This window comes from Phormidesmis sp. 146-12, assembly GCF_052939495.1.
This window is the reverse complement of sequence record NZ_JBJPHS010000045.1, coordinates 29,645-54,019: the sequence shown is the minus strand read 5'-3', so window position 1 is coordinate 54,019 and position 24,375 is coordinate 29,645. Positions and strand designations below refer to the sequence as shown.

Below are 24,375 nucleotides of genomic sequence, written 5' to 3'. Positions count from 1 at the left end.
GATGAAGTCGCCGCGTGTGGTGAGTTGCGCGGTAGATAGCTGTTTTCGGCAGACGAGGACAACGGAAGTTGCTAAAGCGTTGCTGTTTTGCCCGCGCATTCTATTACCTAGCTCTGTTCTCAGGGGTAATGTGCCATTAATAGAAAGTCCTGCCTGAATGACTGCTTCTAAAAATGTTTCCCAACCTGTTGATGAAACTCCCTCATCTTTTACTTCCGATTGCTTGAATGCATAGTAAATGGTAATGGGATAATCTGATGGATGCTGTGCATGAATATTTGCTATCGCTTTCGTCATTCCCTCCATAAAGAACTGCTCTGCTTTTCCTTTTCCGCCATGACGGTAAGGATTTGCAACAAGCTCTGAATCTTTTGGAGCAGCTAACGTAGAAAATTCATCTGGATATATGCTTTTTAACGATTGCCTTAGCCAGATGTAGAAAAAATCCGATAAATCAGAGTAACCAATATTGTCGTAATAAGGTGGATCAGTTGAGAAAATGACAGCACGTTCAGCTAGAGGCAAAGATTCAGTAGCATCTGCCTGTCGAGCTTGACCAAACCCCTTTGCTGGTAAAGTATTAATCACGCGAAGCATTGTGTTAATAGTGGTTGTGTAGTTACCAGCGGCACCATTACTGAAAACATTTGGCTCTGCAAAATCCCAAACCATTGGGATTGCTTGGCGAGTAAAAAGATGTCGGACTTGCATCTTAGTGTTTTCCCACATACAGAGAGAGTTGCAGATATCACTAAGACGGCTAACACCCAGACTCAAGTATGTTGCTACTGCATCTGCATAAGCCTCTGCACCATTGCCTCCATTTCGTAATCGTTGATTATCATCTTTAAGCTCGGCTTCAACAGCATCTCGATAAGCCTGTTCCTTAGCTTTAAGAACTAAATCTGAAAACGTGCTCAGTGCAACCAATTGACGATTTGTAAATAGATGATAGAAATCTGTTAACCCATATAACGGGGTAAACATTGCTCTTCGATCACCAGGAATTCCGCCGTCTGGATACCATTCAGGTTTTGCAGATTTGGCAATTTCTTCCATTTCTGATGTAGGCGAAAGATAAATCCGTCCTTTCTTTCCTTCTGCTACCACTGCCATCAACTTCGCACCCATCCGACCTGCTACACCTTCAGACTTAATGTAGTCTCCGACAATAGGCGTTCCTGACAATAAACAACTAAAGTTTGCCCCTCGCGCTGTTTTTGTCCCTGATTTAATGCTGTTCAGTTGTTCAGCCGGAATAGAAGATCTGTGGACTTGGAACGTATAGGATTTGCTATCTTCAGAAATGACAGGCTCAATCCAAACTTCTGTCCCCTTTTTGCTCAATAACAAAAACGATGATGCTAATGGGACATGGACATCTTTGATCGCTGGGTTCGGACTTGCAACCGTTCGCGCCCAAATCCAAGCAATCACCGTCAGTTCTTGAACATTAGACTGATGAACATCGATTTCAGACTGAGATTCGAGAACCCGATAAGTGCCATCTTCCCTAACTTCAACTTTCACCTTGGGATACAGATGTCCAATCTTTTCAAACGCTCGATCGCGCATCCATTGCCCGTAATAGCGCACATCTTCCGCTAACCCTTGTGCGCCCTTCCAATCTTCCTGACTCAGCACCTTCTCAACCGTGTGTCGCGATCGATACTCAGGATTCACAGGCGGCAACCCCGCAAACTTCGGCGGAATCTCAATCAACGCCTTGCCAATCATCACCGCCACCGGATTGAGATCAGACCCATACGCCTCCAACCCCAATCGCTGCGCCTCTAGCGGAATCGACCCACCCCCCGAAAACGGATCATAAACCGCAGGCGGATTGCCCCCACAAGACACACTAATCAGCTTATGAGCAAGCTCAAACAGCCCCTCATTTTGAATATTTTCCCACAACACAAGCTGCTGAATCACCGCAAACAGCCGATCGCGTCGCCATTCCCCGATCGTTTGCCCCTCCCTTGACCCATAAGGATAGAGATATTTTCGATACTCCAGTTCTCGCCCCTTCAAAAACGTAAAAGAATCGGTGCTGAACTGGTCAATCAAATCTAAATAATCTGGATTTAACCCATCCTGCTCCGGGTCATCCACCAACTGAGCAAACAACACCGATCGACACGCTGCCAACGGGCGACGCGCCCACCACAGATGCAACGTACTCGGATGCCCATGCCGAATCGACTTCTCCCGCGCCGACTCCGCATTAATATCCTCTAACGGCAACGCAACTTCAATTAGCTTCTTTCTATAGTCAGTCATGGGGGCGTTATTTAATCTTCAAGGCTAGTTTCGATCGGTTGAATCGGCAGACGGCGCAACCGATAACGCCCGTCTTCTATCGTCAAAATTGCACCACTCATCAAAACAGCTTTGTATTCAGAGAGTGCCGTCAATAAACGTTGAGTCGTAATAGCTGGCTTTGGCATCTTCAGACGAAAGATAATCACACTCGGCAAAACATCCGCATTAGCCGCGAGCAAATCGCCAAAATCCAGATCAAACGTCAAGACAATGCGCTCCTCACGTCTGGCTTTTGCCAAAATTTTTGAGTCTGGCAAACGTTCTAAGCGTTCGTCCGTCAAATGCACCGCATCATATCCCTGCCGACTCAGAGCTTGAACCGTCAAGGGCGAAACACCCATATCAGCTAAAAACTTCACAGCTAACCCGCAAGAGGATAAACTTCTTCACTCGCAAGAAAAGCAGCATACTGAAGACTGGCATTCAGATCTTCCAACTCTAAGTATGGATAAGCAGCAAGAATTTCCTGTCCCGTCATTCCGCTCCCCATCAATCTAAGAACCTGAGCAACCGTAATCCGCATTCCTCGAATACAGGCACGCCCAGCCATAACTTGGGGGTCAAATGTAATTCGCTCAAACACGTTATTTCCTCCTAACATCAACCAACTCATTAGATTATCACTGTACGTGCTGGCGATCGATCTCGTACATCCTTAAACATCTCATCAGGATCAATATCAAGCTCCTCTTCAGCCAATCCCTGACGAAACTTTGCTAACGCAACATCAAGATCTGACTGCCGTTCACCGACCAAGCGACGATACTCATCCACAGACAGCAACACAGCGACCTGTTTCCCCTGCCGTGTAATCTCGATCGCCTTTTCTCTCTCAACAGCCTGCATAACACCCTCAGGATTCTCTTGCATCTGAGTAATCGAGTATTGAGTCATGGCACTATGCCTCCAAAATTTGCTCAACGGTCAAATTCAGTTCTGGAAATGTCGGTGATATGATTCGGTCTGTCCCCTGAAACCGAGTGGATTGATACTGACCTGACTCATCCAACCGATACACAAACACCGAAGGCTCTTTCGGATTCCCTAGAAAGTCGCGACTGCCGATCGCCAAATAATCGACAATCCAATACTCCGCAATCTTCAACCGTTGATACTCATCCAGTTTATCAATGTAGTCATCTTCCCAATTAGTTGAAACAACCTCGATCGCGATCTGAGTCGGCTCAAGCAAAGCAGAATAGGCGGTCGGATACAGATCCCAAACCGCGCGATCGACCACACTGACATCAGGATTACGCCCCTGTTGCCTGCCACTTTTATTCAGCGTGGCGATCGTGATTCTTCCCGACACCCAGTAATTGAGCTTCAGCCGCTTCGCTTCTTCTTTAAACGAATCAGAAATAAACTCAGCGATCGTATCGTGCTTTCGGGTCGCCAATATTCTCACAATCTCTCCGTCTACCAGTTCATAGCGTCCTTCTGGTGGGCATTGCTCCAGAAATTGCTCCAGCGTCAGTTTTTGTTTTAGTTGAGTTGTCGCCATCGCTGACCTTCCTGTTATCGACTCCCTTGATCACTCCTCGTCACCCTATCATTTCCCATCTCAACTCGGATCGCCTGCCTCTTTGAGAAGTTTTTGTAGGCTAAACGATCGCGTCGTTTCAGCAAAATCAGGTTCACCAAACGAGTAGCCTTTCAGATACCGAGGAAGTTTGGCTCCTTGTTCATCCACCAGCACCAATGCCAACCGAAACTTAGCTGGCTCATTTCGAGAACAGAGAATTTCGTTCTTCGTTAACGTCACATCCGCTTTCTGATGCCACTTTCCCTTAACTTCAATAAACAGCAGCGATCCCGTCACAGGATCTTTAGATTCGATGTCATACCCAATGCCTCGCGCCGCAGAGACATCACGAGGAATCCTGCCAAGCTGCCGCTCGGTCTCCATCACAGCAACCATCGCCAACCGCTCAATCTCGTCTCGACCCAAGGGCACTTCTTTTTCTTCACACTCAGAAATCTCCCCAATCAGCCTCGTGAGCAGCCCTTTCGGAATGACTAACGCACCTCCCTTCACCACAGGCGGCAACGCAGAAATTTCTCGTTCCTGAGTTAGCTCCTTGAGACGACGCTGAAGGCGATCGCTTAAATCCTCTGCCTTGGTCATAGCGTTAGCAGAATTGAGCTTAGCATTGCGTTTGCCTGCCTTTTCCTGAAGCTTCAGATCTTCGGCTCGGTGATCCCAGTAGTTAATCTCTTTTCTCAGTCGAGACGTAACTTCCCGCTCAACCTTGTCCACCATCGGCAATCGCCGCGTCTGCACCTCCTGAACGTGTTTCGGGATCACATGCTGAATCGCAAAGCTGATCACCTGCGCTTCAAAATCCTGGTTGAGCCACGCCGTTGACTCTACGATCGGCATCACAGCCGTCTGCTCTACGTCAGTCAAAGGGCGATAATCCAAGTAAGGGGCGGGACCCGCGTTCTGAGGAATTCCATCCGCGCCCATTTCGACAAACTGAAGCTGCTGAAAAATAATCTGCTGCTGCCCATTCTTCTGCATCCGCCCATCTTGAACCGCGTGTTCTAGATAAAACAACGCTCGAATTTCTTGCCCTTCATCGGCATCATCCACCAAAATTGCCCCCCGCTTGAGCAAATCCCGATAGCTTTCTAGCGTCAAATCGATCGTGCAATCGAGCAAAGCGTGACCCGGACAAACGAAAGCCGCGACCGGAGACTGATTAATTTTGCTCTTTTCAAAGCAGATTCGCTCATACCGAGGTTGAATCGCTTCTCCAATTCCAATTTGACGATCGCGATCGCGAATCGCTCCCGGCACTCGTGTAATCTCAAATCGCCCTGCTTCACGAGGAGCAATCTGTCCCCCTAGTTTCTGAAACGCTTCAATAAAAAGAGATTGGATAAAGTGAGGCTGAAGTCGTCGCGCCTGCGCCCGTTCCATTTGTTCACGAACTTCTTCCACTTTGGAAGCGTTCAGCGTGTCCCGTACCAAGGCTTTTTCTTCTAAAAGCTGAAGAATGTGGTCGCGGTCGATCGCAGTCTCAATCACCTGATCCAAATACTGTTTACGCTCTGGATCGTCGCCATACCGAATCGCTTCAATCAGCAGTTCTCGGAGGCTTTTTTCAGCAAATACCTTGCCCAAAATGTCATAGACTAGACCTGGCAGCGCTTTTCGCTCCGCCTCCAGCTTTTTGAGCAGCTTGGCATAAACCTCCCCTTCGCGAGTCTCATCTGCAACCAAATTCCACAGGTGACAAACCTCCATTTGCCCGATCCGATGAATCCGACCAAACCGCTGCTCCAGCCGATTCGGATTCCAGGGCAAATCGTAGTTGACCATCAGATGCGCCCGTTGCAGGTTTACTCCTTCCCCCACTGCATCGTTTGCCAACATCACAAAAACGTTCTTATCCTGCCGGAAGGCTTCAATGAGCTTGCGTCGCTCTTCTCGACTCACGCCCCCATGTACCACGACGACTGACTCCGGCTTACCCAAGCGGTTCCGAATTCTCTCTGCCAAATAAGTCAGCGTGTCTCGAAACTCCGTAAAAATGATCAACTTACGGCGGTTGCTTTGGGCATCCCGCATCAGCGGATGATCTAAAATCCCGTTCAACTCTATCCACTTCGTATCTGTACCAGAAGTCTTGACCCCCTTGGCTTGAGCTTCCAATCGTCGGAGTGTCGCAATTTCAATTGCCAATTCCTCGATCGTGCGAGAGGCAGTCGCTTGGTCTACCACCTCTTTCTCAAATCGCTCTAGCTCCTCCTGCAGGTTATCATCGTCGTCCCACAACTCCGAATTAATGTCGATGCTAAACTCTGGCTGGGACAACGCAGCAGTCTGACCTCGCTGCAAAATTTGTTCCTCATTGTTGAGACGATTCTCTAGCCGCTCCCGACGATTAATCAGAGATTGATAGATCGCCGCAGGAGAAGAGGCTAACCGTCGCTGCAAAATCTGTAGCGCAAAACTCACATTCAGCTTACGTTTCTGGTCTTCTGCGGCAAATCGCTCTGCCCGGTTCATTTCTTCGCGCACATAAGCAGTCACAGCATGATACAAAGTTGCTTCTGGGTTAGACAACTTGTAGGTCATCGTATAGGCACATCGTTCTGGGAAGAGAGGCTTGCCATCAAATTTCACTAGCTCTTCTTTGGTGAGGCGACGCATCAAATCAGTGACATCCATCTGATGCACCCCATCCCGAAACTTGCCTTCAAAGCGATCGCTATCTAGCAGCCCCATGAATAGCTGAAAGTCTGCTTCCTTGCCGTTGTGAGGCGTTGCCGACATGAGCAAAAAATGACGACAGTGCGAACCCAGTAAGCGCCCCAAATTATAGCGTTTGGTATACTTCACCTCTCCGCCAAAGTAGCTGGCAGACATTTTATGTGCCTCGTCGCAAATCACCAAATCCCAATCTGGGGACGCAGTGAAACAGGCTTGGAGGTCATGATTCCGGCTCATCATGTCGAGTCGGGCAATCAGCAGATTCTTTTCGTTGAAAGGATTGCCCGACCGAGAAGCTTCCACTTGGTCGCGGGAAAGAATGTCAAAAGACAGTCCAAATTTGCTGTAAAGTTCGTCCTGCCACTGTTCTACAAGACTCCCTGGAGCCACAATCAAGCATCGCTCTAAATCGCCTCGCAGCAGCAATTCCTTGATCAGCAATCCAGCCATAATGGTTTTACCCGCACCTGGATCATCTGCTAACAGAAACCGCAGAGGCTGACGCGGCAACATTTCACCATAAACCGCAGTAATTTGATGCGGTAACGGCTCGACTAGAGAAGTATGAATGGCTAGGTAGGGGTCAAACAGATATGCCAAACGAATTCGGTAGGCTTCTGACACCAGACGAAACAAAGAGCCATCGGCATCAAAAGCCCAAGGTCGCCCCTGCGTCACCACTTCTAGCTTAGGCTCATCAGCCCGGTAGAGAAGCTGACCCCTGACTGCGCCGTCCGCGTTTTCAAAGACAACTTTTATCGCTTGATCGCCATACCATTCAACGTTGACGATTTTAGCGATGCCGTCAGGTATCAGACCCTTAATTAACGTCCCTGCTTTGATATTTTCTAGCGCTGCCATTCACAACCATCCTGATCCACATTAATTTGCGTACTTCGGTCAATATCTTTTATGGCACCTCATTTATTCAGTGAATGGTTTGCACCCTTCGTATAGAAAGGCTTCAGAGCTTTTAGATAGACCGATCGTAGACACTTGTATACCAGTATGCCGAATCATCCAATATTATGATGCATAAAAATTGGAGCAGTGCGTTGCCTTTGGCACAGCAAAGCTGCCCGCGAAGCAGTTCCCCTTCGGACAAGAGATAGAATTCCTGTTTCAAAAAATTCGGCTTATCTTCCTATCGAAAATTACGAGATCCAGGCTGTAGTCTCCACCAGAAGATTTATTGACTTAGTGAACAAAATGTTAAAACACAGATTTTTTAGTCAAAGCTTGATGATTACTGGACTCAGCGTAATGAGCTTGAGTGGGTTACTCGCTTCGCGTCTGCTTGCCTCGCCCATTTCCACAACATTGCCAACGCCATCGAAACAATCGTCACTAGAGCCAAATCCCTTACGATCGCAGCCAGGAATTGATTATGCCCCGCTTCAACAGTTGCTACAAGCCAGAAAATGGCAGGAAGCCAATCAGTTGACTTCGGTTCTAGTCCTCAAAGCCGCTCGTCAGGAGCAACAGGGTTATTTAAGGGCGACGGATACACGAAATTTAGCCTGCTCAGATTTACAGACTGTCGATCGACTCTGGAAGGCTGCCAGCGGTGGACGCTTTGGGTTTAGCACCCAAGCAACCATTTGGCGGAACCTCAAAGGAAACAGTTATGAAGATTCCTTGCGATTTGAGCAGCAGGTTGGCTGGAATTCTGATCTTCCACCCGCTACTGTTCCAGTAGGATTTTATCCCTTCCGACCCGCAGGTCAAACAGGCATCAAAAACGCTTTCGGAGGCTGGTGGATTCGAGAAATGCCATTAAGGTTAAAACAGTGTGGCATCAATTGACATTCTTCACAATGTGTTAGAAGAAGTGCTGGGATTGGAGCGGGACGGTTAAGGATTTCCAGTTCTTGATGAGGACGATGATCAATAGGAACGACCCACAATGAGTTTTGACCTAGAAGATAATGAAAAGAACTGGGGAAAATTTAGATTCTAAACAATCAACTCACGCTAGAATTCTTGTCATTGGTTAACCCCAGAAGGTCAGTTGAAATTTATGAAGCTTCCCAAGATTCTCGCTTTCGCGAATCAGAAAGGTGGGGCAGGCAAATCTACAGGAGCTGCCCACGCAGCAGAATGGCTGTCAAAGCAAGGGCATTCCACAACGCTCATAGACGCTGATGGACAACAAAGTAGCTCTGTTTGGCTTAAAGAAATTGGTCTGCCTTACCAAGTTATTAGCGATCCAGAGACCCTGTTTGAGGCTTTGCCAAAACTATCAGAAGAGTTCGATGTTGTGATTGTAGATGGTCCCGGATCGCTCTCTGAAGTTACAAAGGCAATTCTGGCAAGGTGCGATCTTGTCCTCGTCCCCTCTCGCGATTCCATCATTGATCTTCGCAGCACTGGAAAAATTCTTCAGTTTATTCGTCATGCCAAAGAGCTTCGCGCAGGAATGCCCAAAGCTGCGATTTTCTTAAATGCAGTGAGCAAAGGCTCGGTTCTACTGAGAGAAGCGCAAGAGGCTCTGGGAGATAGCCTTGTTCCTTTGATGGAAACTGTGATTTACGATCGCCAATGTATCAAGGACGCACCCGGTCAGGGTTCCACTGTTTTCGGAATGCGAGGAAAACCCGCGAAAGATGCCGCTACAAACTATGAAGCTTTGTTCAATGAAGCAGTGAGGTTCTTCAATGGCAAATAGGCGCAGTCTGAAGGATGCGATTAACTCAGATTCACAACTTTCTGAATTTGTGTTTGGCGAAAAGCTGACCGAGCAAGTTTCATCAGAAACGACAGAACAGGTTGCTCCTTTGTCTTCCATCCATCGGACTTCATTGCAAAAACGGCGCTACTTTGATCAGCAGAAAATAGAGGAATGGGCAAACACAGAAATTAAGGCGAATGGAATTCGCTCTGCTCTATGGGTCAGACCCCTATTAAATGGTGAATCTGGAGAGTATGAGTTAATTGCAGGAGAACGGCGCTACCGAGCGGCTCAATTTCTAGGCTTACCCACCGTTCCAGTTAAGATTTTTCATCTAGACGACAAACAAGCACTGCTTGCCTCTCTGGTTGAAAACCTGCAACGACAGGATCTCTCTCCTTTAGAAGAAACGGAGGGAACTTTAGACGCTCTGGCAATGGAGCTAAATGCTTCGGTAGAAGAAGCGATCAGCCTGCTTTACCAAATGAATAATGCCACCAAAGGAACGGTTAACCAAAACGTTTTGGTTAGCCCAGAAGCGGAGCAAGTTGAAAAAGTCTTTAAGTTTCTGGGGCGCTTATCCTGGAAATCATTTGTCTCTAGCCGCTTACCTCTACTGAAAAAGCCCCCAGAGATTCTAGAGGCTCTCAGAAGCGGCAAGATTGAATACACCAAGGCAATGGAGATCTCCAAGCTCAAGGATGAAAATCAAAGGCGAGCTTTGCTAGATCACGCCGAAGAGCATCATCTGTCGCTGAGTGAAATCAAGGAGAAAGTCAAATCTGTTCAAACTGCGCCTGCGGACGAGTCTGATGACCAAATTTCTCTAGAACAAAGAGCCGTTAACACCTTTCACCGAGCAAAGAAAGCAAAGATTTGGAGCGATCCTAAAAAACAACGTCAAATTGAAAAGCTTTTAGCACAGCTAGAAGCACTGATCGAAAAATAGCCGAGACGAGAATTCAGCGGCGGCTAATTTGAGCTAACCAAAACGTTTTGGTTAGTTTAAGAGACCAAGACTTAGAGGTTTCAGTTTTGGTCGTTCCCACCGCGCTGTACGGCTACCTTGCAGTTCCCTATTGGGGTAAGGTGTACCTGAGAGGTCATCCTTTTGCTGAAATGGCGTTGATGTCTATCCGATCGCTCCAAGCTCTTTGTTCCACCACGTCCCATATCTCGTCTTGAAGAAGATAACCTCTTTACAAGATTTGCGCCGATTTTTAGAGTTAGAGCAGCGAAGCAGTACCCTAATTTCATTGTTTCTTTGATATTGATACTCCTCTAAAAAGTTTTCGCAAACTGGACAAGGATATTCAGTGAGCTTGCCTGCTTCTTCAGATTTGGACATCGGGCGTTCAGCAACACCCAAGCGCTGACGGGCACGATCCAACGCAGGCTGAAAGGCATCCTGATTCCAGTCAATTAAGTAGCGTTGCCAGTCCCGTTTCCCATCCGCGATCGCATCCAATGATGCTTCCATCTCTGCGGTTAATCCAGCATCAATTAAATTTGGTAAAACTTGGGATAAAACTTCGTCGGTTTTCAGCCCGACTTCCGTTGGAACCATCACTTTGCCCTTCACCTGCACATAGCCCCGCTCCTTGAGAATTTTCATCGTGGTAGCGTAGGTACTGGGACGACCCACCCCTAAACGTTCGAGGGTTTGAACCAACTTTGCTTCGCTGTAACGCGCTGGGGGTTGAGTTTGTTTTTTTGTATGCGCCGCTTGCTTCAACGTGAGGGGCTGTCCATTCCGAAGTGTTGGCAGTTGGGTATCTTGTTCCAGGTCATTCCAGTATTTTGCATATCCTGAGAAAATAATAGTACTGCCTCGCGCCTCCCACACTACGTCACCAGAACGGACGATGGCGCGAGTTTTCTGTAACTGAGCCGAAGCACATTGAGATGCCATCGCCCGTCGCCAGATTAAGTCATAAAGCTTGAATTGATCGAGTGATAAGTGGCTTTGAATCGACTCTGGTGTAATTTCAAGATAGGTGGGACGGACTGCCTCGTGTGCCCCCTGTGCCCCAGATTTATCCCGGTGTTTAACCGTTTTAGCGGGTATATTCTCAGGATCGTGCTTGCCAAGCCACTGCCGCGCCGCGCCACAAAATTCAGGCGCAAGGGTTACGCTATCCGTCCGGTGATAGGTGAGCAACGCCTTTCGTCCCTGTGGCAAGTCCAATCCTTCAAACAACGTCTGAGCGATTTGCATCGTCTTTTCCGCACCGAAACTGTAACGAACCCCGGCTGCTTGCTGAAGGGAACTCGTCATTAGTGGCGGTGGCGGATTTTTCTTCACCTCTCGTCCTGCAAATTCGATCACTTGATGAGGATGAGATTGGGCGATTTGAACCAACCGATTCGCCTGGGTCTGGAATAGCACTCGCTTCGATTCAACCTGCTTGGTTTGGGAAGTATCCGCAGCGTCATCGGTTTGCAGATCGTCACTGTCGCTATCCACAATTTGAGAGTCATCAAGTCCACCCAAGTAGTAGGCTCGAAATCCCTCCCCATACTCAACCCATACGCTCCAATAATCGGTCGGCTTGAAATTCTGAATCGTCCGTTCCTGATCGCAAACGAGGTGCAAGGCTGGTGACTGCACCCGTCCCGCACTCTTCCCACCGCTCGACTGCCAGAGGATTGGAGAGACTTTATAGCCCACCAGCTTATCGAGACACTGCCGCGCCTGCTGCGCCCCGACCAACGCAAAATCCAACTCTCTCGCATTTGCGATCGCAGCGTTGACCGCAGCTTCGGTAATTTGAGTGTAGGTCACACGCTTGTACTGCCCTTTTTTGAGCCGTAGCTGCTGCATCAAATGAAAACTGATGCCCTCACCTTCTCGGTCAGGGTCAGTTGCCAAATAAACCGTTTCAGCATTTTTAGCGGCTGCACGAAGTTGAGCAATGATTTTCTTGCCGCGATCGGCACGCGGTTGGTAGCGGCACTCAACTTGATCAGGGTAGAGCGTAAAGCCCAATGAATCTTCTCCATCTTGAGCAAGCTCTGTGATATGCCCTAACGAAGCTTGAATATTCCAATCTGACCCCAAAATAGACTTCAGCGTTTTAATCTTATTTGGCGATTCAACAATCAGGAGTTTGGTCATGGGAGTTGCTTATTGCATGATTTGGATGCGTACACAGTTCAGGAATTATCGTCCCTGCGCGATTTCAGAACGAGACGGCTGTTGAGGGCGATTTGCTTGCTTCTGGTACTCATTGATCGCGTTTTGCATGGCGATAAAATCTTTTCGACTTAACTGGAAGCTTGGGTTAGAAAAATTGGGATCTCGCTCACTGGTGGGTTTAGCTTCCTGATCCGTTCCTTTTAGCTGTGACTGCCCCAGTTGCTTGATGTGATTCAGTTGATCCTCTCGCCCCATTTCCCGTGCCGCTTGAAACCAGGTGATTAACTGCGATCGCGTTGGAGTGCGAACTCCTTCTGACGCTGAGGCATCGCGAGTCATCGCTTGATGAGCAGCTTCTGACAACTGAAATTCAGGATTGCTATAGCTGGGGTCGCGTTCCTTGACAGATAATTTGGCTTGTGGAGTGCCGTCCAGCATGTCTTGAGACAACTCCTTGATGCGCTCTGCATACCTTGTTTGGCGATCTAGAATTCGAGCATCTAACGACCAATTTCGCATCTCCTGTAACGTTGGGCTGTGCTCGTTCGTCTCCGATTGAGCGATCGGAACCACATTCGACGTAGACAATTCAGGAACAGGCTCAGGCTTTTGAACCGAAGATCTTACCGTTTCATAATCTGATGGTTTTTCAACTTCCGCAGACTGCGACTGAGCTTCTAGCTCAACAATCTCCTCGACCACACTTTGAGTGGCTTCACTTACTTCTTCTAGGTTCTCCTGGTGTAGTTGTTCCCGTTGCTCTTGAGACTCTGCATGAAGTTGCGTTTGCACTTCCTCATTGGTTTCAAGTTCTTGGCGGATTTGTGCGACCGCTTCTTGCCAGCCAACGCCTTCCTCCTCCATAATTGCGAACATTTCTTCCGCAACACCCGCAAATTCGAGCGTTGAGTAGTCTGCTTCAAGATTACGAATTGCCAGTTCAGTGTCAATCGGCAAAGCCGCCACATCATCAAATTCCGAAGCAGGGGTTACGCCGCTTTGAATTGGTGCATCACTCCTCTGAAGTAAAGATTCTAGTTGAGCTACGACAGCAACCTGATCCGCTAGTTCAAGCTCTTCGACATACGGGGGTAGCTCCTCTAATAGCGCCTCAGTTGCCCCCTCGATCGTTTCTAGATTGGGCAACTCAATTCCCAGCATTTCCCGCGCCCTTTCACGCTTCTCAAAGGCAAATAAGGGTTTGTTATTGTCGTAGAGGCATTGAAGAACTTGCATTGCTTGCTCTGAATCCACGCGCATCTCCATGCGATCGCCAATCGAAACGAATTCGGTCTGCGCGGCTTCGAGCAATTCTTCATCCAGGTAGTACCGCCCACCTGTCGCTTTTATCTTGGGCGTGACCAGAACTAAGCTATCGTTGCTAGTTTTCCAAACCTGAAGCACCTCATCCTGTGTCTTCAATTTTGCCTGGGTAGTGTCAAAGAACTCCTGACAGTTTGCGATCGCGGGCATTTTCACTGGGCGCTCATCCAAAGCTTTATCGATATCAAAGCCCTGCTTCATCAGTAAGCCTTGGCGGACGCTCCCCTTAGCATCGGTGAAGTTAACCAGCTTACCGTTAGGAAACTGCTCAAAAGCTCGAATCACGTTCCCTGTGAAAATCTGGCGTTTTTCTCGTCCCAGAGTCTGCCGCTGATCAAATACGTCGTAGACCTGAGTGCCTGACATCGTTTGCGCTCGTCCTTCCACCAAAATGCCGTTGGCACGATCTGTATTGATTCTCGATAAAGGGACAACAATCTGACGAGTCGAGTCTGCAACCTGAATTTGCATTTTCCAGTTTGAGGGCAAGGTGGGATTAGCACCTGCGCCGGAGCGATCCATGTACTTCTCAACCACACCGTAGAAAACACCGTCTTTTTCACTAGAAATCAGCACAGGCTTGCCAATTGGCAGATCCCGCATCGATCGGGAAACCTGGGCGAATTGGGCATTCAGCTTTTCATCTAATTTCTGCATTGCCCCAGATAACTTATTAACTTGTTCTTCGGCATCCAGTGCGGCGTATTGCTTATTGAGCCTAGCTTGATGCTGAGTGCGATACTCCAGCGTTTGAGACTGCAATGCACGAATCGTTTCCGTTGTTTTTGTTCTAGCGAATCCCTCAAACTCCATTTGATCATGTTGATCGAGTTGCTCGATCGGACTCAACTCTAGTTCAGAACGCACGGCATTGATCACCTCCAGCGTAGTCATCGGCTTGCGTTGAGCCTTGGCATCCATCACCTCTAGATACACCGCAGCCGTGAACGGACTATCAATGGCTGCTTTAGCCGGAGAAAGCTCCATCCGCGCCAGCGTTTTAGCATCAAAATCAAGCGTTTCCGCCTCTAAGATGCTCTGACCCATCGCTTTCTCACGCTCAACCAGTTCGCGATACTCCTGCTCGATCAGGTTATAAACTGCCTCCTGTTGAGCGACGGGCAGAAGGGGAATTCGCCCTGTCACTTTGTTGACCAATCCATCAGTCTCGAAGCTGTCGGTTTCTGATTCCTCACCCAGCCCGTGAATCGGATAGCCCAACTTGGCATGAAGGTCAGGGCGATTTGCCATCAGTTCCAGCACAACCTGATCGCCGTACTCGTTCATGAAGTCAGTCACATTCCCCAGACTAAAGCCACTTTCCCTGGCAGCCGTTGTATTGGCATTGAGACTCGCCATTTTTTTCAACAGCACCGCCGCCGGACGTTTCTCAGCCGGGATATCACCCATCAAAATCGTAAAACTCGGATTTTCAACCTGCCCAATGCGGTGAATTCGCCCTAGCATTTGCATGAACTGGTCGATGTTGAGTTCAGGTTGAGCAATAATCATGCGCCGAGGACGCTGATCTACAAACTTTTCTGAAGCATGAAGGCTAATCCCTGTCGAGCCAGAGCGATTCAGGATCAGGACATCCAGATCGCCAGCGTTAAAGGAATTGACGTTTCTAATCGCGGCAGCCGTGCCCTTCTCGCCACTGGTGCGAACCTGGTAAAATTGCTCTCCGTTTGGAGCATACTCTAGTCGATCTTCTCGCCCGGTCACTTCATTGGTGCGATACCCCTCTTGCGTAAGGCGATGCCGAACATAGTCGATCGGGGAAACTGGAACACTACTCCAGTTAGTTTGATCAATTAGCTCAGAGCATTCCTCATACAAATCAAGGGCTTCGTCTTCAAGTGCCTCATCGCTGAGGCGGTGTCGCGTGCTGTTGCCTGCATAGTCTTGTAGCGTAACTTCTCGCGATCGCTCCAAATATCGACGCAGCAAATCTCCCACATCCAGCCGGATGGGATCGCCAGGGCGCAATCCCTGCTCATCTGCCGTCCGCCCAATAATTGACCCCATCGTGTTTGCCACGGTGATCACAGGTTTTTCACCGCGTTGCAGCGAGTCGAGCGTTTCCTGAACGGTTGCCTCTGCCTTCATCGCCAGTAACGTTTGACTGATGACGTTGTGCATGATCGCCGTGAAGTTGGTACTCGTCGCTCCTGCTCCACCCGTCGTGTTATCTCTTAGCTGTCGTTTGGCATCGGCTTTAAGAGCATCGTCCAATCCCTTGACGGACTGCTTTTTCGCGAGGTCAAATTCCATGATGCGGCTCATCACGCCTGCCAGGTTTTCTGCCATTTCGGTATCGACCGCAGCGACTTTGGCAGAAAACTCGATCCCCTCGTACGAGCGTTCCCGGCGAATGTATTGCCCTGCTTCACTGAGCTTGGCGGCTAACATTTGCTGAAGCGGGATGCCTCCTGACTGAATCATCGGCACCAAGTTCTCTTCATTCTCAACCGCATGACGCATTCCGGTTTTGGTTGAATACAGCGTCATGACATAAGGGTTTTTGGCGTAGGTAGCAGAGGAATACACCACACCTGCGGAGCGGTTCACCAGTTCCCGTACAAAGTCAGCGCGATCGAGTGCCTCAAAATTTCCTTTCCACTGCTTTGCAGTTCCCCCGGCGTTGTGGCTTTCGTCCAAGATTAGAATTGAACGAGATGCAAAGGTGCGTAGAAAATCACGACGGTCAGTATCTTTGCCCTTAACCGTCTGCATCTGAGAGTATGTGGTGAAGACGGCATCGTACTCACTCAAATCACCCGCTACAGTCAGCTTTTTGATCAGCTTTGCGTGACTATCAGCCGCCGCTGTTTTGAGCTTGGTTCCGTCAGGTAGGGGAATGTTGAGTCCGTTGTTCGTGGGCAGAGGCTTAACATCGGTGATGCCAATATCGCTCAAGTCCCGCATGATATCCCCATAGAGTTTGGGGTCTTGCGTCACGAAAATCGGCGTGAGTCCTTGCTGTCGGGCATACTCAATCACGCCTGCTACAAACCGCCCTTTGCCGATTCCGGTCTGATCGCCAATGATGAAAGACTCATTCTTTTCTAAGTTCGCGATCGCAAGTCCTAAAGCATCGACCTGCTCTGCGCTAAAGCGATTGTGCAGCGTCTCGGTATCTTCAATACCAAGCTTTCCGGTCACGTAATCATCAATCTGACCCACTCGACCTTCAAGGCGCTTTAGGGCGTTGGAGACGGCGGTTTGCATATTGACCGGAACTAGCGTCTCAACAGAGTTTCCCTGACTACGAGGCGTGTAGGGAACCTGCTTGATCTCTTGCTCTTGAACATCCAACTGCTGTTGTGTCATGTCCTGCTCTCCTAGCTGCATACTGCTACCATTCGCTCTAGCCACTCGTCCAGCGTTGTCTCTCGGATTAATTTTTTGATCTTCGGAGTTGCTGAGATGGTCTCCAGCGGGAACTCCAGAAGGTTCTGTTCCTCGGTCAAATCGTTCGGGTGCAGGAATACCAGACGTTCCTGAAGCTCGAAATTGTGAATCGTCAGCGCCTGTGCCCATTCCAGGTTCGGTGCGTCCATCGGCGGCAATTCGATCTGATAAAGCTGCGCCTGCACTACGGCTTGACGCATCTGAGTCTGGGCTGTCTGAGAATCGTCCTGCATCATCCACTCCAACCGCTGCATCAACTGGTTCACGTAATCGTCCATTCGCTGAAGCGGTTTCTCGCTGCGGCTCAAAACTGCGGTTAGCTGGCGAACGGTCGAATCTTGGGTCAGGGGTAGCCATGCGTATTCGGCTTCGAGGTACATCAGGAATCAACTCCTTAAGGTCACTAAAAGTGGTGTAGGTTTTTGGCAAATCAGCCGCAGGCAAGCGGCGCTGAGATTTACCGCGTCCTTCGATCACAATCACGTCAACGGGGAAACTGGTGCCTTGCCTTGCATACAAATTGCCAGCAATGCAAAAGTGCTGAGTAACGTTGTAGTTATCGTAGAGACTTTTATAAAACGCTCTGTTCTGAGCATTGTTATAGGTGCCAGAAGCCTTCTGGTCATTACCCACCTTGTTTGACATGGGCGCACCCAGAATCAGCACAGCTTGACCATCCTCTTTCATCGCTTGCAGGGCATGAAGCGCGATCGCGTGGTCAATCTGGGTAGTGCGATACGGCTGGGTAGCAGAACCACCTCGAACTCGCCATTCCTCGTTTCGTCCGGTTTGTGGGTCTTTTACCACGCCGAACGGCGGATTCATGATGACGACATCCACAGGCTGTTGGGGTAGATACTCAGTCGCGTCATGCTGAGTCACCGTGTAGCCCTGGCGTTTGAGATCAGCAGCCCGGTCTGAGTTGAGTTCGTTGACGATCGCATGGGCGGGATTGGCATCTAGAATCAGTGCCCCATGCCCCGCCGATGGCTCATACACCGTTTTGTCAGGAGTCAGTCCAGCTAACGTCCCGGCAAGATAAGCGATCGGGATTGGAGTGCTATAAGCCTGCTGACGAATGCTGGTAGACGATCGCGTTGCCAAATTTGGCTGGCGTTGGTACAGGTTAACTAATTGATCAAATCCGTCTAGCGCTGTGTCTGCCTCTGCCAGAATAACCTGCGCGGCTCTGACCAGCCCAGACTCGATCGATTCTTCAACCAGCTTCGCTTCTAGAGAGCCTGAGCGAACGGGAAGTTTTAGAACCTCCGAAGCGTACTTACGAGCGTCCACGATCGACGTAAATCTGCCCCCCTGAGCGAAGGTAGCAGCAAAGGCATCGGTTAGTTGCTGGAGCTGTTCATCCATTGATAAATGCATCGCCTCTAAATTGGGGGTTATAGCTACTGACCTAACGTTCTAGGTCGGTTTTTTTGACCGTTGATTTCACGTCGCTGACAGCTTCAGATTTGAATTTAATCTGGCTGTTGTCCGTGATGTTGACTGGGCTTTCTGAGGTAGTTTGCGCCTGATAGATTTGGGCAACCCCTGTTGATCCTCGCTCTTTCAAAAGGTCACGAAATTGACGAAGATCCTTTTGCATTTGCTCGTAGTCAGTAGACGAAAGCTCCATCGGTAAGGGGTCAGTCAGCCCCTCGCGGTACAGTTCCTTAAAGTCTTTGCCTGTACCTTCTGCCCCTTCACGCCCCAATTTTTTGACGTGTTTTACCTGAGCATCTCCTCGACCCAGAACCTTAGATGCCAGCAGCCATTCACTGAGTTCTGCTGGTGTTGGAGCAGGTGGCTTTGATGGAGCTTCGATTTCAAGTTCACGATCGAGGGTTTGAGTCCGTTCTTCGACTGTACGATCGCGAGTTTTCTGACGCGGCGAAGTTGGCGAAACTTCAGGCTGAGTGGGAGAATCCTGACTCGGAACGGCTAACTCTGGTTGACGCGACTGGGAGATATCAGCATCCTTGACCTTCTCGTAAAGCGCCTGAAAGTGCTGGGCGTTTTCCTGAGACAGGGCTTGAAGAATTTTACCATCGCGCACTTGCAAAATGTCATATCCTTCGTGGTTGTCATGAATGGTAATTGCGCCTAGGTCATCACGGCTGAAGGTGTAGCGATCTGCCTGTCCCTCGCTGTTTTGGCTACGGTAGGTGTTCTGTCCGGTTTGCTCTAAAACATAGTGAGCAACAAAAACCGCTTTGGAGCCAGCAGGAGCAAGATCGCCAAGCTTTTCTAGCTGTGTCTTAGAAGTTGGGTCACGATTGATTGCCTCCGCGCCTTTCTCCGCGAGATTTTCTCCCGCTTTCACGAACTCGGCTCTTTGCGCCGTTGTAGTGCCGTCTTCAACAATCAGAATTTCTTCGCCCAGTTTCTCAAAGCGTAGAACCTCATTAAAATCTTGGTCTAAAACCGAGTAAACGGGCTGCGCCTCGTCTTGCCTAATCTTGATTGTGTAGCTCTCAGCCTGATAGCGATCGCTCTGCCCAAATTCCTCCAGGACGGCAAGTGCTGTCACTGCCATCGTTTTCTGCTCTAACCCATCTAGAAAACCATCCGCAGAAAATTCTAAATCCTGCTCAGACTGGTCAGTCTCTTCTGCTTGCGATGATTCCTCTTGTTGCTGTTCTTCCTCCTGTTTTTTGAGTCGAGATTCCATCTCTCGACGCTGTAGTTCTGCGATCAGATAACCCAGCAATTCTAGTGTTGACGTTTGCAGAGATACCGCGCTACTTTGTGCGCTACTCGCTTCGCCACCGTTGACAAATAAATCACTCACAGGAACGACTCCTATACCGTTTCAAACTCATCGACTGCATCAAACTCTTCGGCTGCATTTTTCATCAGCTCTGCCAGCGTTGTTGCAACAGGTTTAGCGTTGTTATTTTTTTGCTCTCCTTCCTTGGGAAGTGGAGGAATGACACGGCTCAATTCTTGTTCTCGCACCCGAATATCGTCCACCGTTACACCTCGTTTCTTGGTTTGTTTCTTCAATCTCTTGATCAATTTGGCGAAGCCTACTTTCCCAACTTCTTCCTTCTGAAGCTCTGACTTCATAATCCGAATTCGCAGGCGAAGCGGAACATTAGACTCTTGCTTGTTGGCATAGGCAGGATTGATAAAAATGCAGCTTCCAGATGGCAGTTTGAGAATCTCATCGGGTGCAATGATTTTCTTCGTGCGATCCTGGTCAGACATGCTGCGACTGTTGCCGCTTTTGCCCGATGAGCGGCTCTTCTGTTTGAAGTGGATTTCTTCGTCCCCCAAGTACTTTGAGAAGTATTCTGCCGATTCGTACTCACCAGGGTTAAACACAAATTTGGTATTACAGCCAGAAAGCACCGCACGCGATACTTCTTTGCCGTATGCCTTTTCTAGCTGAGTCATATTCTGGTAGCCCAACACACCGCAGAAGCCAGCAGAGCGGCTTTCATTGAGCCAGTTTACGAGGGACGGCAGCGCGATCGTCGGCAGCTCATCTAGGAAAACCGCCAATGGGTCTATGCGCTGTTTAGCGACGTTTCGAGTCACGATCATGTGTAGAACCGTTGCTAAAATCGGGCCAATGATGTCCCGGCGGTTTTGATCCATGCCAAAAATGAGCATTTGCTTGCCTTCTAAGTCCAGTGGAATCGTCGATTCTCCGCATAGACAAGGCAAAATGTCTGGCGAAACAAAGTTGGTGAACATCAATGAAGCTGTTGCTGCAACGCTGGCAGATGTTTTCTCCGATTGCCGCATACTCATAAATTGCTCCCAACTGACGCGCACCCACGGACTCAGATTGGCAGCTTTGACGCGATCGATGAGTTCTGACGGGTCAAGCGACAAAATCTTTTGACACATCAGAAAGTCTGCATGTTGAGTTAGCTTCGCAAGTTGCAGCACCGCCTTGATCAGTTGATCGCCAGACATTTGGAAGAACGGATCGTCTCCGCCCTTACCGCCACTCAAACTGAAGTTCTTGTTTAAAACCTTGGCAATCTGCCCAGCCGTTTCAGCATCATCTGCACTCTTCAAAAAATCGAGCAGGTTACACGATTCAGTTCCTTCAAATCCGGGTGCAAAAATTCGCACGTCGTAGCCCATTTTCTTGGCGTAGGCAGCGTGAGTCTCTGCCTGTCCGCCAGGAAACTTGAAGTCATACAGGATGATGGGGAAGCCCTGATCCACGACCGATCGAATCATCGGGTCAATCACTGAGTAAGTTTTACCCGAACCAGGCGCACCACATACGGCGGTTCCCCTCTGTCCGTCAGGAATTAGAATCGTGGCGGTTTGAGGCTTTATGCTGAAGCGTTTGACGACTTTGCCCTTCTTCTCGATCGGTTTCGTCAGCGGTGTAATCTTGGGGCTACTAATCCAGGTCGTCAAACCATTGCGCTTGCGCTCGTTAATTTGTTGAACGGCAACGCGACGAGCTGCCGATTTCTCGGTTGCACCTGCCCATCGCGCCGTAGCCAGCTTTCCTTTCTTGTTAGTTTCTTCTCTCGTAAACCACCAGGCAGATCCTCCACCTGCGACTAACATTAATAAGCCTTGAGGGTTCCAAAGCTCTTTCTTAAAAGGCTCAAGCACTGGAGGAACTTGAACATCAGGAAGCTGGAACAAGTCTTGCTGCGTGGCGGCACTGGCAAGATGAGCGATGCTGAGAGCAGCTGCGATCGTGGCAATATTGAGGAGTATGTGAACGAACTTAGCCATACAGGAATGAATTGTGAAAACTTTGCAGTGAATGGAAGAATACCTGCGGGACTTGATTTGCATAGCCCAAATGGGGCGCATAAACCGCAAGACAAAATGCTGCAACTAGTGCTAGTAAAAAACTGATCCATCGACAACTGGTTTCGTCGGCGATGGGCGTTGTAGGGCTTCAGCGGGTTCTAGCACCTCTAGCGGCGGCACAAAGCCACCGGACACCTCCCCTGTCACATACCTTCCAGGTGGTACAAAGGGAAGTAAAGATTTCTCATGAACCTTACCGATCGGGATGCCCGATGAAGTTGGAAAAACCCACGGCGTACAGGAGCGTCCTGCAAAGGGAATACGCCTACAGAACGCGAAGCTCAAAGAGACATCCGCCGTGCCCGTGCTTTGATTGATGTTTGAGAGCAGAACTCGCGCTGCTGAACCAAACGGATGGTTTCCAGGAGGTCCTTTGCAACTCCAGGGTTTACAGAGGATGCCAAACCCATCAGGCGCTCGCTGCCCTTTGGCATCCATCCAGGCGGCTCCATGAAATTCAGCATTGCCAGGAGTTGCAATTTCAAAGTGAGGGCAGGAATTTCCTTCGCACCGTGCGCCATTTTGAACCATATCCTTGCTGGTGATGCCGCCGCTTACAATGCGAATACGCTCTTGTTCTCGATCGCCAGCACTCGGCGTTCCCAAAGAGATATCAGCGATTCCAGTCTGAATCCCTGGAAGCAACGACAGAGGCTTAGGCATTTGACCCAGGGACAACTGACTCACCTTCAAATCCCCAAAGCTGCTCAGGGATAAGTTCTCAATGTTCTGAATCTGCCCAATTTCAATCTGGTCTAGCCCCGGAATTGACTCCACTACCTTAATTTGAGACAGTCGTTCTGGCGAGATTGCATTGACCGCAGATTGACCAAAATCTGGCAGCGCTTTGGTGATTTCTTCAACTTTGAGATCACCAAAAAATTGTCCTAATTCTGGTAGTTCTTGAGGCAAGGCATCGGGTAATTTCAATCCCTCTGGCAAGGTACTTAAGTTAGGTAATCCGCCTTGAAAGATGCTGCTCAACTCCGGTGCAGCACCGTTTTCGCCTTTCAGAATGCCGTTAAGTAAGCCTTGGACAATAGATTGCAGCGACCCGCTGACGCGATCGCGATCGAGCAGGTTGTCTAGCGCCGCTAAATCAGATAGCTTGCCTTGTTTTAGCTTGTCGAAAATAGTTTGAAGGGCTAACTCCTTAAGAAGTGGCGCTTCCGAAAGTTTCATCGCTCCGGCATTGAGTCCAGCAGATTGGAGGAGGTTCTCCGGCGTAATACTGCTGAAAAAGCCGCTCATCTTCTCTACGCCAAGCGAAGACAGATTAACCTGAGTAAGCGTCGATAACTGATGAAGACTTGCATCTGGCAAGCCCAACATTTCAAAATTGCCAACCTTGAACAAATCGTCGGGGCTGATTTGATCACCTACCTTAAAGTCAGTGGGTAGCGGCGCACCCGCTGCCGCAAACTGTTGCTGCAAGTCCACCGTAAAGGGGATGGTCGGAAAATCCTTGATTGGAATCTGAGGGATTTTTCCTAAGTCCTCGATCGCTGACCCAGACATCCCTGGGAAAGGAGCGATCTCCGCACCTGCTAGCAGCGAAAATGCGAAGTTAGATAAAACAAGAAGAGTCGTTGCTGATAAAACATAGAAATACCTGAACAGTTTTTGAAAATTTGGTCTGACCATTAGATTTAGGAATGCTAAATGCAAAAAAGTTGACAGATTTAGAAACAGGAAGACTAACGCATTAACTGACTGATCACTTCAGTTGGGACTCCAGCCTGTTGAGCAGCAGCTTCAAGAGATACGCCGCGACGCAAAAGACCAAGCATTTGCTGGAGGCGTTGAGCCAGCGGACTTTCTGGTACGACAAGCTGCTGCGTTTGGGCTTGAGCGATCGCTTGTTCAAATTGCTGACTGATGTTGCCTGCGGGTGAACCTGGATTTAGATTCACCCGTTGCCCAGACGATTTTGCTGAAGGAAGGGGCGACACTCCGGGCTGACTGCGGATAGCCAGCGATTTCGGTTGGGGCATCATCGTGTCTGGTACAACTTCAACCGCACTGTAATCGGTCTGCTTGCCTACAATTAGACGAAATTGATAAAGACGACGGGTGTGAGCGTGATCGAGGGTGATGATCGTGAGCGGAACCTGGCTAGTGTCCCTCGCGGCATTGGGAAGGCGTAGATCCAAGTTCAAGGGAGTTGATAGCTGACGCAAATAGACAACGGTTGCGCCTGTTGCGGCATTGCTTTGAGTCCCTGAATTGGCAGCGCCGCTGATTCCAGCAGGAGAAAGCGGTGAATCAAAATCCACAACAACCCGCGATGGGTCGCCGACTCGAACCTGTTGGACGAGTTCGCCAGTCTTGATAAAACTCACCGTGAGTCCCCAGGTTGGAGAAAGGTCTAGCGTAGGGACAGCGCCCGCGCCCTGACTCTGACTGGCAGAGACTTGACGAAATGCCATTGCGTCAGCCGGGGCGAGCTTGAGCAGGATTGTGCCTCCAAGAAGGCAACCAAGAAAC

15 protein-coding genes are annotated in these 24,375 nt (G+C 49.2%); 3 read left to right on the top strand and 12 right to left on the bottom strand.

Going from position 1 to position 24,375, the window contains the following annotated elements; all coding sequences use genetic code 11:
- The 6 genes from ACKFKF_RS18970 to ACKFKF_RS18945 form a co-directional block, all read right to left on the bottom strand.
- On the bottom strand, positions 1-2,283 hold a 2,283-nt coding region (locus tag ACKFKF_RS18970), incomplete at its 3' end, for a DUF1156 domain-containing protein (RefSeq protein ID WP_446869136.1).
- A gap of 11 nt (positions 2,284-2,294) precedes the next feature.
- Complete coding sequence (locus ACKFKF_RS18965; RefSeq protein WP_446869135.1) at positions 2,295-2,684, bottom strand: DUF5615 family PIN-like protein; 390 nt, start codon at positions 2,682-2,684, stop codon at positions 2,295-2,297.
- 2 nt (positions 2,685-2,686) lie between these two features.
- Positions 2,687-2,908 carry a DUF433 domain-containing protein gene (locus ACKFKF_RS18960; RefSeq protein ID WP_446869134.1) on the bottom strand — a complete coding sequence of 74 codons (222 nt, stop codon included), beginning with the start codon at positions 2,906-2,908 and terminating at the stop codon, positions 2,687-2,689.
- A 29-nt stretch (positions 2,909-2,937) separates the two neighbouring features.
- The gene (locus tag ACKFKF_RS18955) at positions 2,938-3,219 is read right to left on the bottom strand and encodes a type II toxin-antitoxin system Phd/YefM family antitoxin (protein WP_446869133.1); all 282 of its coding nucleotides are present in this window, start codon (positions 3,217-3,219) and stop codon (positions 2,938-2,940) included.
- Between the two features lie 4 nt (positions 3,220-3,223).
- The gene (locus ACKFKF_RS18950) at positions 3,224-3,829 is read right to left on the bottom strand and encodes a Uma2 family endonuclease (RefSeq protein WP_446869132.1); all 606 of its coding nucleotides are present in this window, start codon (positions 3,827-3,829) and stop codon (positions 3,224-3,226) included.
- 60 nt (positions 3,830-3,889) lie between these two features.
- Complete coding sequence (locus ACKFKF_RS18945; protein WP_446869131.1) at positions 3,890-7,408, bottom strand: helicase-related protein; 3,519 nt, start codon at positions 7,406-7,408, stop codon at positions 3,890-3,892.
- A gap of 348 nt (positions 7,409-7,756) precedes the next feature.
- On the opposite strand from ACKFKF_RS18945, the gene ACKFKF_RS18940 reads away from it, so the two are divergent.
- The 3 genes from ACKFKF_RS18940 (at position 7,757) to ACKFKF_RS18930 (ending at position 10,167) form a co-directional block, all read left to right on the top strand.
- Positions 7,757-8,353: a GUN4 domain-containing protein gene (locus ACKFKF_RS18940; RefSeq protein WP_446869130.1), complete on the top strand. Its 597-nt coding sequence runs from the start codon at positions 7,757-7,759 to the stop codon at positions 8,351-8,353.
- Between the two features lie 214 nt (positions 8,354-8,567).
- A complete protein-coding gene (locus ACKFKF_RS18935) occupies positions 8,568-9,215 on the top strand; it encodes an AAA family ATPase (protein WP_446860144.1) in 648 nt (215 codons plus the stop codon).
- Positions 9,205-10,167, top strand: a complete 963-nt coding sequence (locus ACKFKF_RS18930) for a ParB/RepB/Spo0J family partition protein (protein ID WP_446869129.1) — start codon at positions 9,205-9,207, stop codon at positions 10,165-10,167. Before ACKFKF_RS18935 ends, ACKFKF_RS18930 begins: the two co-directional genes overlap by 11 nt.
- Before the next feature lie 183 nt (positions 10,168-10,350).
- Here the strand turns inward: ACKFKF_RS18930 and topA are convergent, their stop codons facing one another.
- The 6 genes from topA to ACKFKF_RS18900 all read right to left on the bottom strand — a co-directional run bounded on the left by topA (position 10,351) and on the right by ACKFKF_RS18900 (position 24,317).
- The gene (gene topA, locus ACKFKF_RS18925; protein WP_446869128.1) at positions 10,351-12,336 is read right to left on the bottom strand and encodes a type I DNA topoisomerase; all 1,986 of its coding nucleotides are present in this window, start codon (positions 12,334-12,336) and stop codon (positions 10,351-10,353) included.
- Between the two features lie 45 nt (positions 12,337-12,381).
- Entirely contained in the window at positions 12,382-18,462 is a 6,081-nt protein-coding gene (locus ACKFKF_RS18920; RefSeq protein ID WP_446869127.1) for a strawberry notch C-terminal domain-containing protein, read from the bottom strand.
- Positions 18,463-18,505: 43 nt separating this feature from the next.
- Positions 18,506-19,882 carry a hypothetical protein gene (locus tag ACKFKF_RS18915; protein WP_446869126.1) on the bottom strand — a complete coding sequence of 459 codons (1,377 nt, stop codon included), beginning with the start codon at positions 19,880-19,882 and terminating at the stop codon, positions 18,506-18,508.
- Positions 19,883-19,893: 11 nt separating this feature from the next.
- The gene (locus ACKFKF_RS18910; protein ID WP_446869125.1) at positions 19,894-21,807 is read right to left on the bottom strand and encodes a type IV secretory system conjugative DNA transfer family protein; all 1,914 of its coding nucleotides are present in this window, start codon (positions 21,805-21,807) and stop codon (positions 19,894-19,896) included.
- 111 nt (positions 21,808-21,918) lie between these two features.
- Positions 21,919-23,406: a hypothetical protein gene (locus ACKFKF_RS18905; RefSeq protein WP_446869124.1), complete on the bottom strand. Its 1,488-nt coding sequence runs from the start codon at positions 23,404-23,406 to the stop codon at positions 21,919-21,921.
- A 179-nt stretch (positions 23,407-23,585) separates the two neighbouring features.
- Positions 23,586-24,317: a hypothetical protein gene (locus ACKFKF_RS18900; protein ID WP_446869123.1), complete on the bottom strand. Its 732-nt coding sequence runs from the start codon at positions 24,315-24,317 to the stop codon at positions 23,586-23,588.
- Positions 24,318-24,375: the final 58 nt, after the last annotated feature.

Bases quoted from the DNA above. Each gene is read 5' to 3' on its own strand.
- ACKFKF_RS18955 (WP_446869133.1), bottom strand. From the start codon at position 3,219: ATGACTCAATACTCGATTACTCAGATGCAAGAGAATCCTGAGGGTGTT.
- ACKFKF_RS18950 (WP_446869132.1), bottom strand. From the start codon at position 3,829: ATGGCGACAACTCAACTAAAACAAAAACTGACGCTGGAGCAATTTCTG.
- ACKFKF_RS18945 (WP_446869131.1), bottom strand. From the start codon at position 7,408: ATGGCAGCGCTAGAAAATATCAAAGCAGGGACGTTAATTAAGGGTCTG.
- ACKFKF_RS18940 (WP_446869130.1), top strand. From the start codon at position 7,757: ATGTTAAAACACAGATTTTTTAGTCAAAGCTTGATGATTACTGGACTC.
- ACKFKF_RS18935 (WP_446860144.1), top strand. From the start codon at position 8,568: ATGAAGCTTCCCAAGATTCTCGCTTTCGCGAATCAGAAAGGTGGGGCA.
- ACKFKF_RS18930 (WP_446869129.1), top strand. From the start codon at position 9,205: ATGGCAAATAGGCGCAGTCTGAAGGATGCGATTAACTCAGATTCACAA.
- topA (WP_446869128.1), bottom strand. From the start codon at position 12,336: ATGACCAAACTCCTGATTGTTGAATCGCCAAATAAGATTAAAACGCTG.
- ACKFKF_RS18920 (WP_446869127.1), bottom strand. From the start codon at position 18,462: ATGGATGAACAGCTCCAGCAACTAACCGATGCCTTTGCTGCTACCTTC.
- ACKFKF_RS18910 (WP_446869125.1), bottom strand. From the start codon at position 21,807: ATGGCTAAGTTCGTTCACATACTCCTCAATATTGCCACGATCGCAGCT.
- ACKFKF_RS18905 (WP_446869124.1), bottom strand. From the start codon at position 23,406: ATGTCTGGGTCAGCGATCGAGGACTTAGGAAAAATCCCTCAGATTCCA.
- ACKFKF_RS18900 (WP_446869123.1), bottom strand. From the start codon at position 24,317: ATGGCATTTCGTCAAGTCTCTGCCAGTCAGAGTCAGGGCGCGGGCGCT.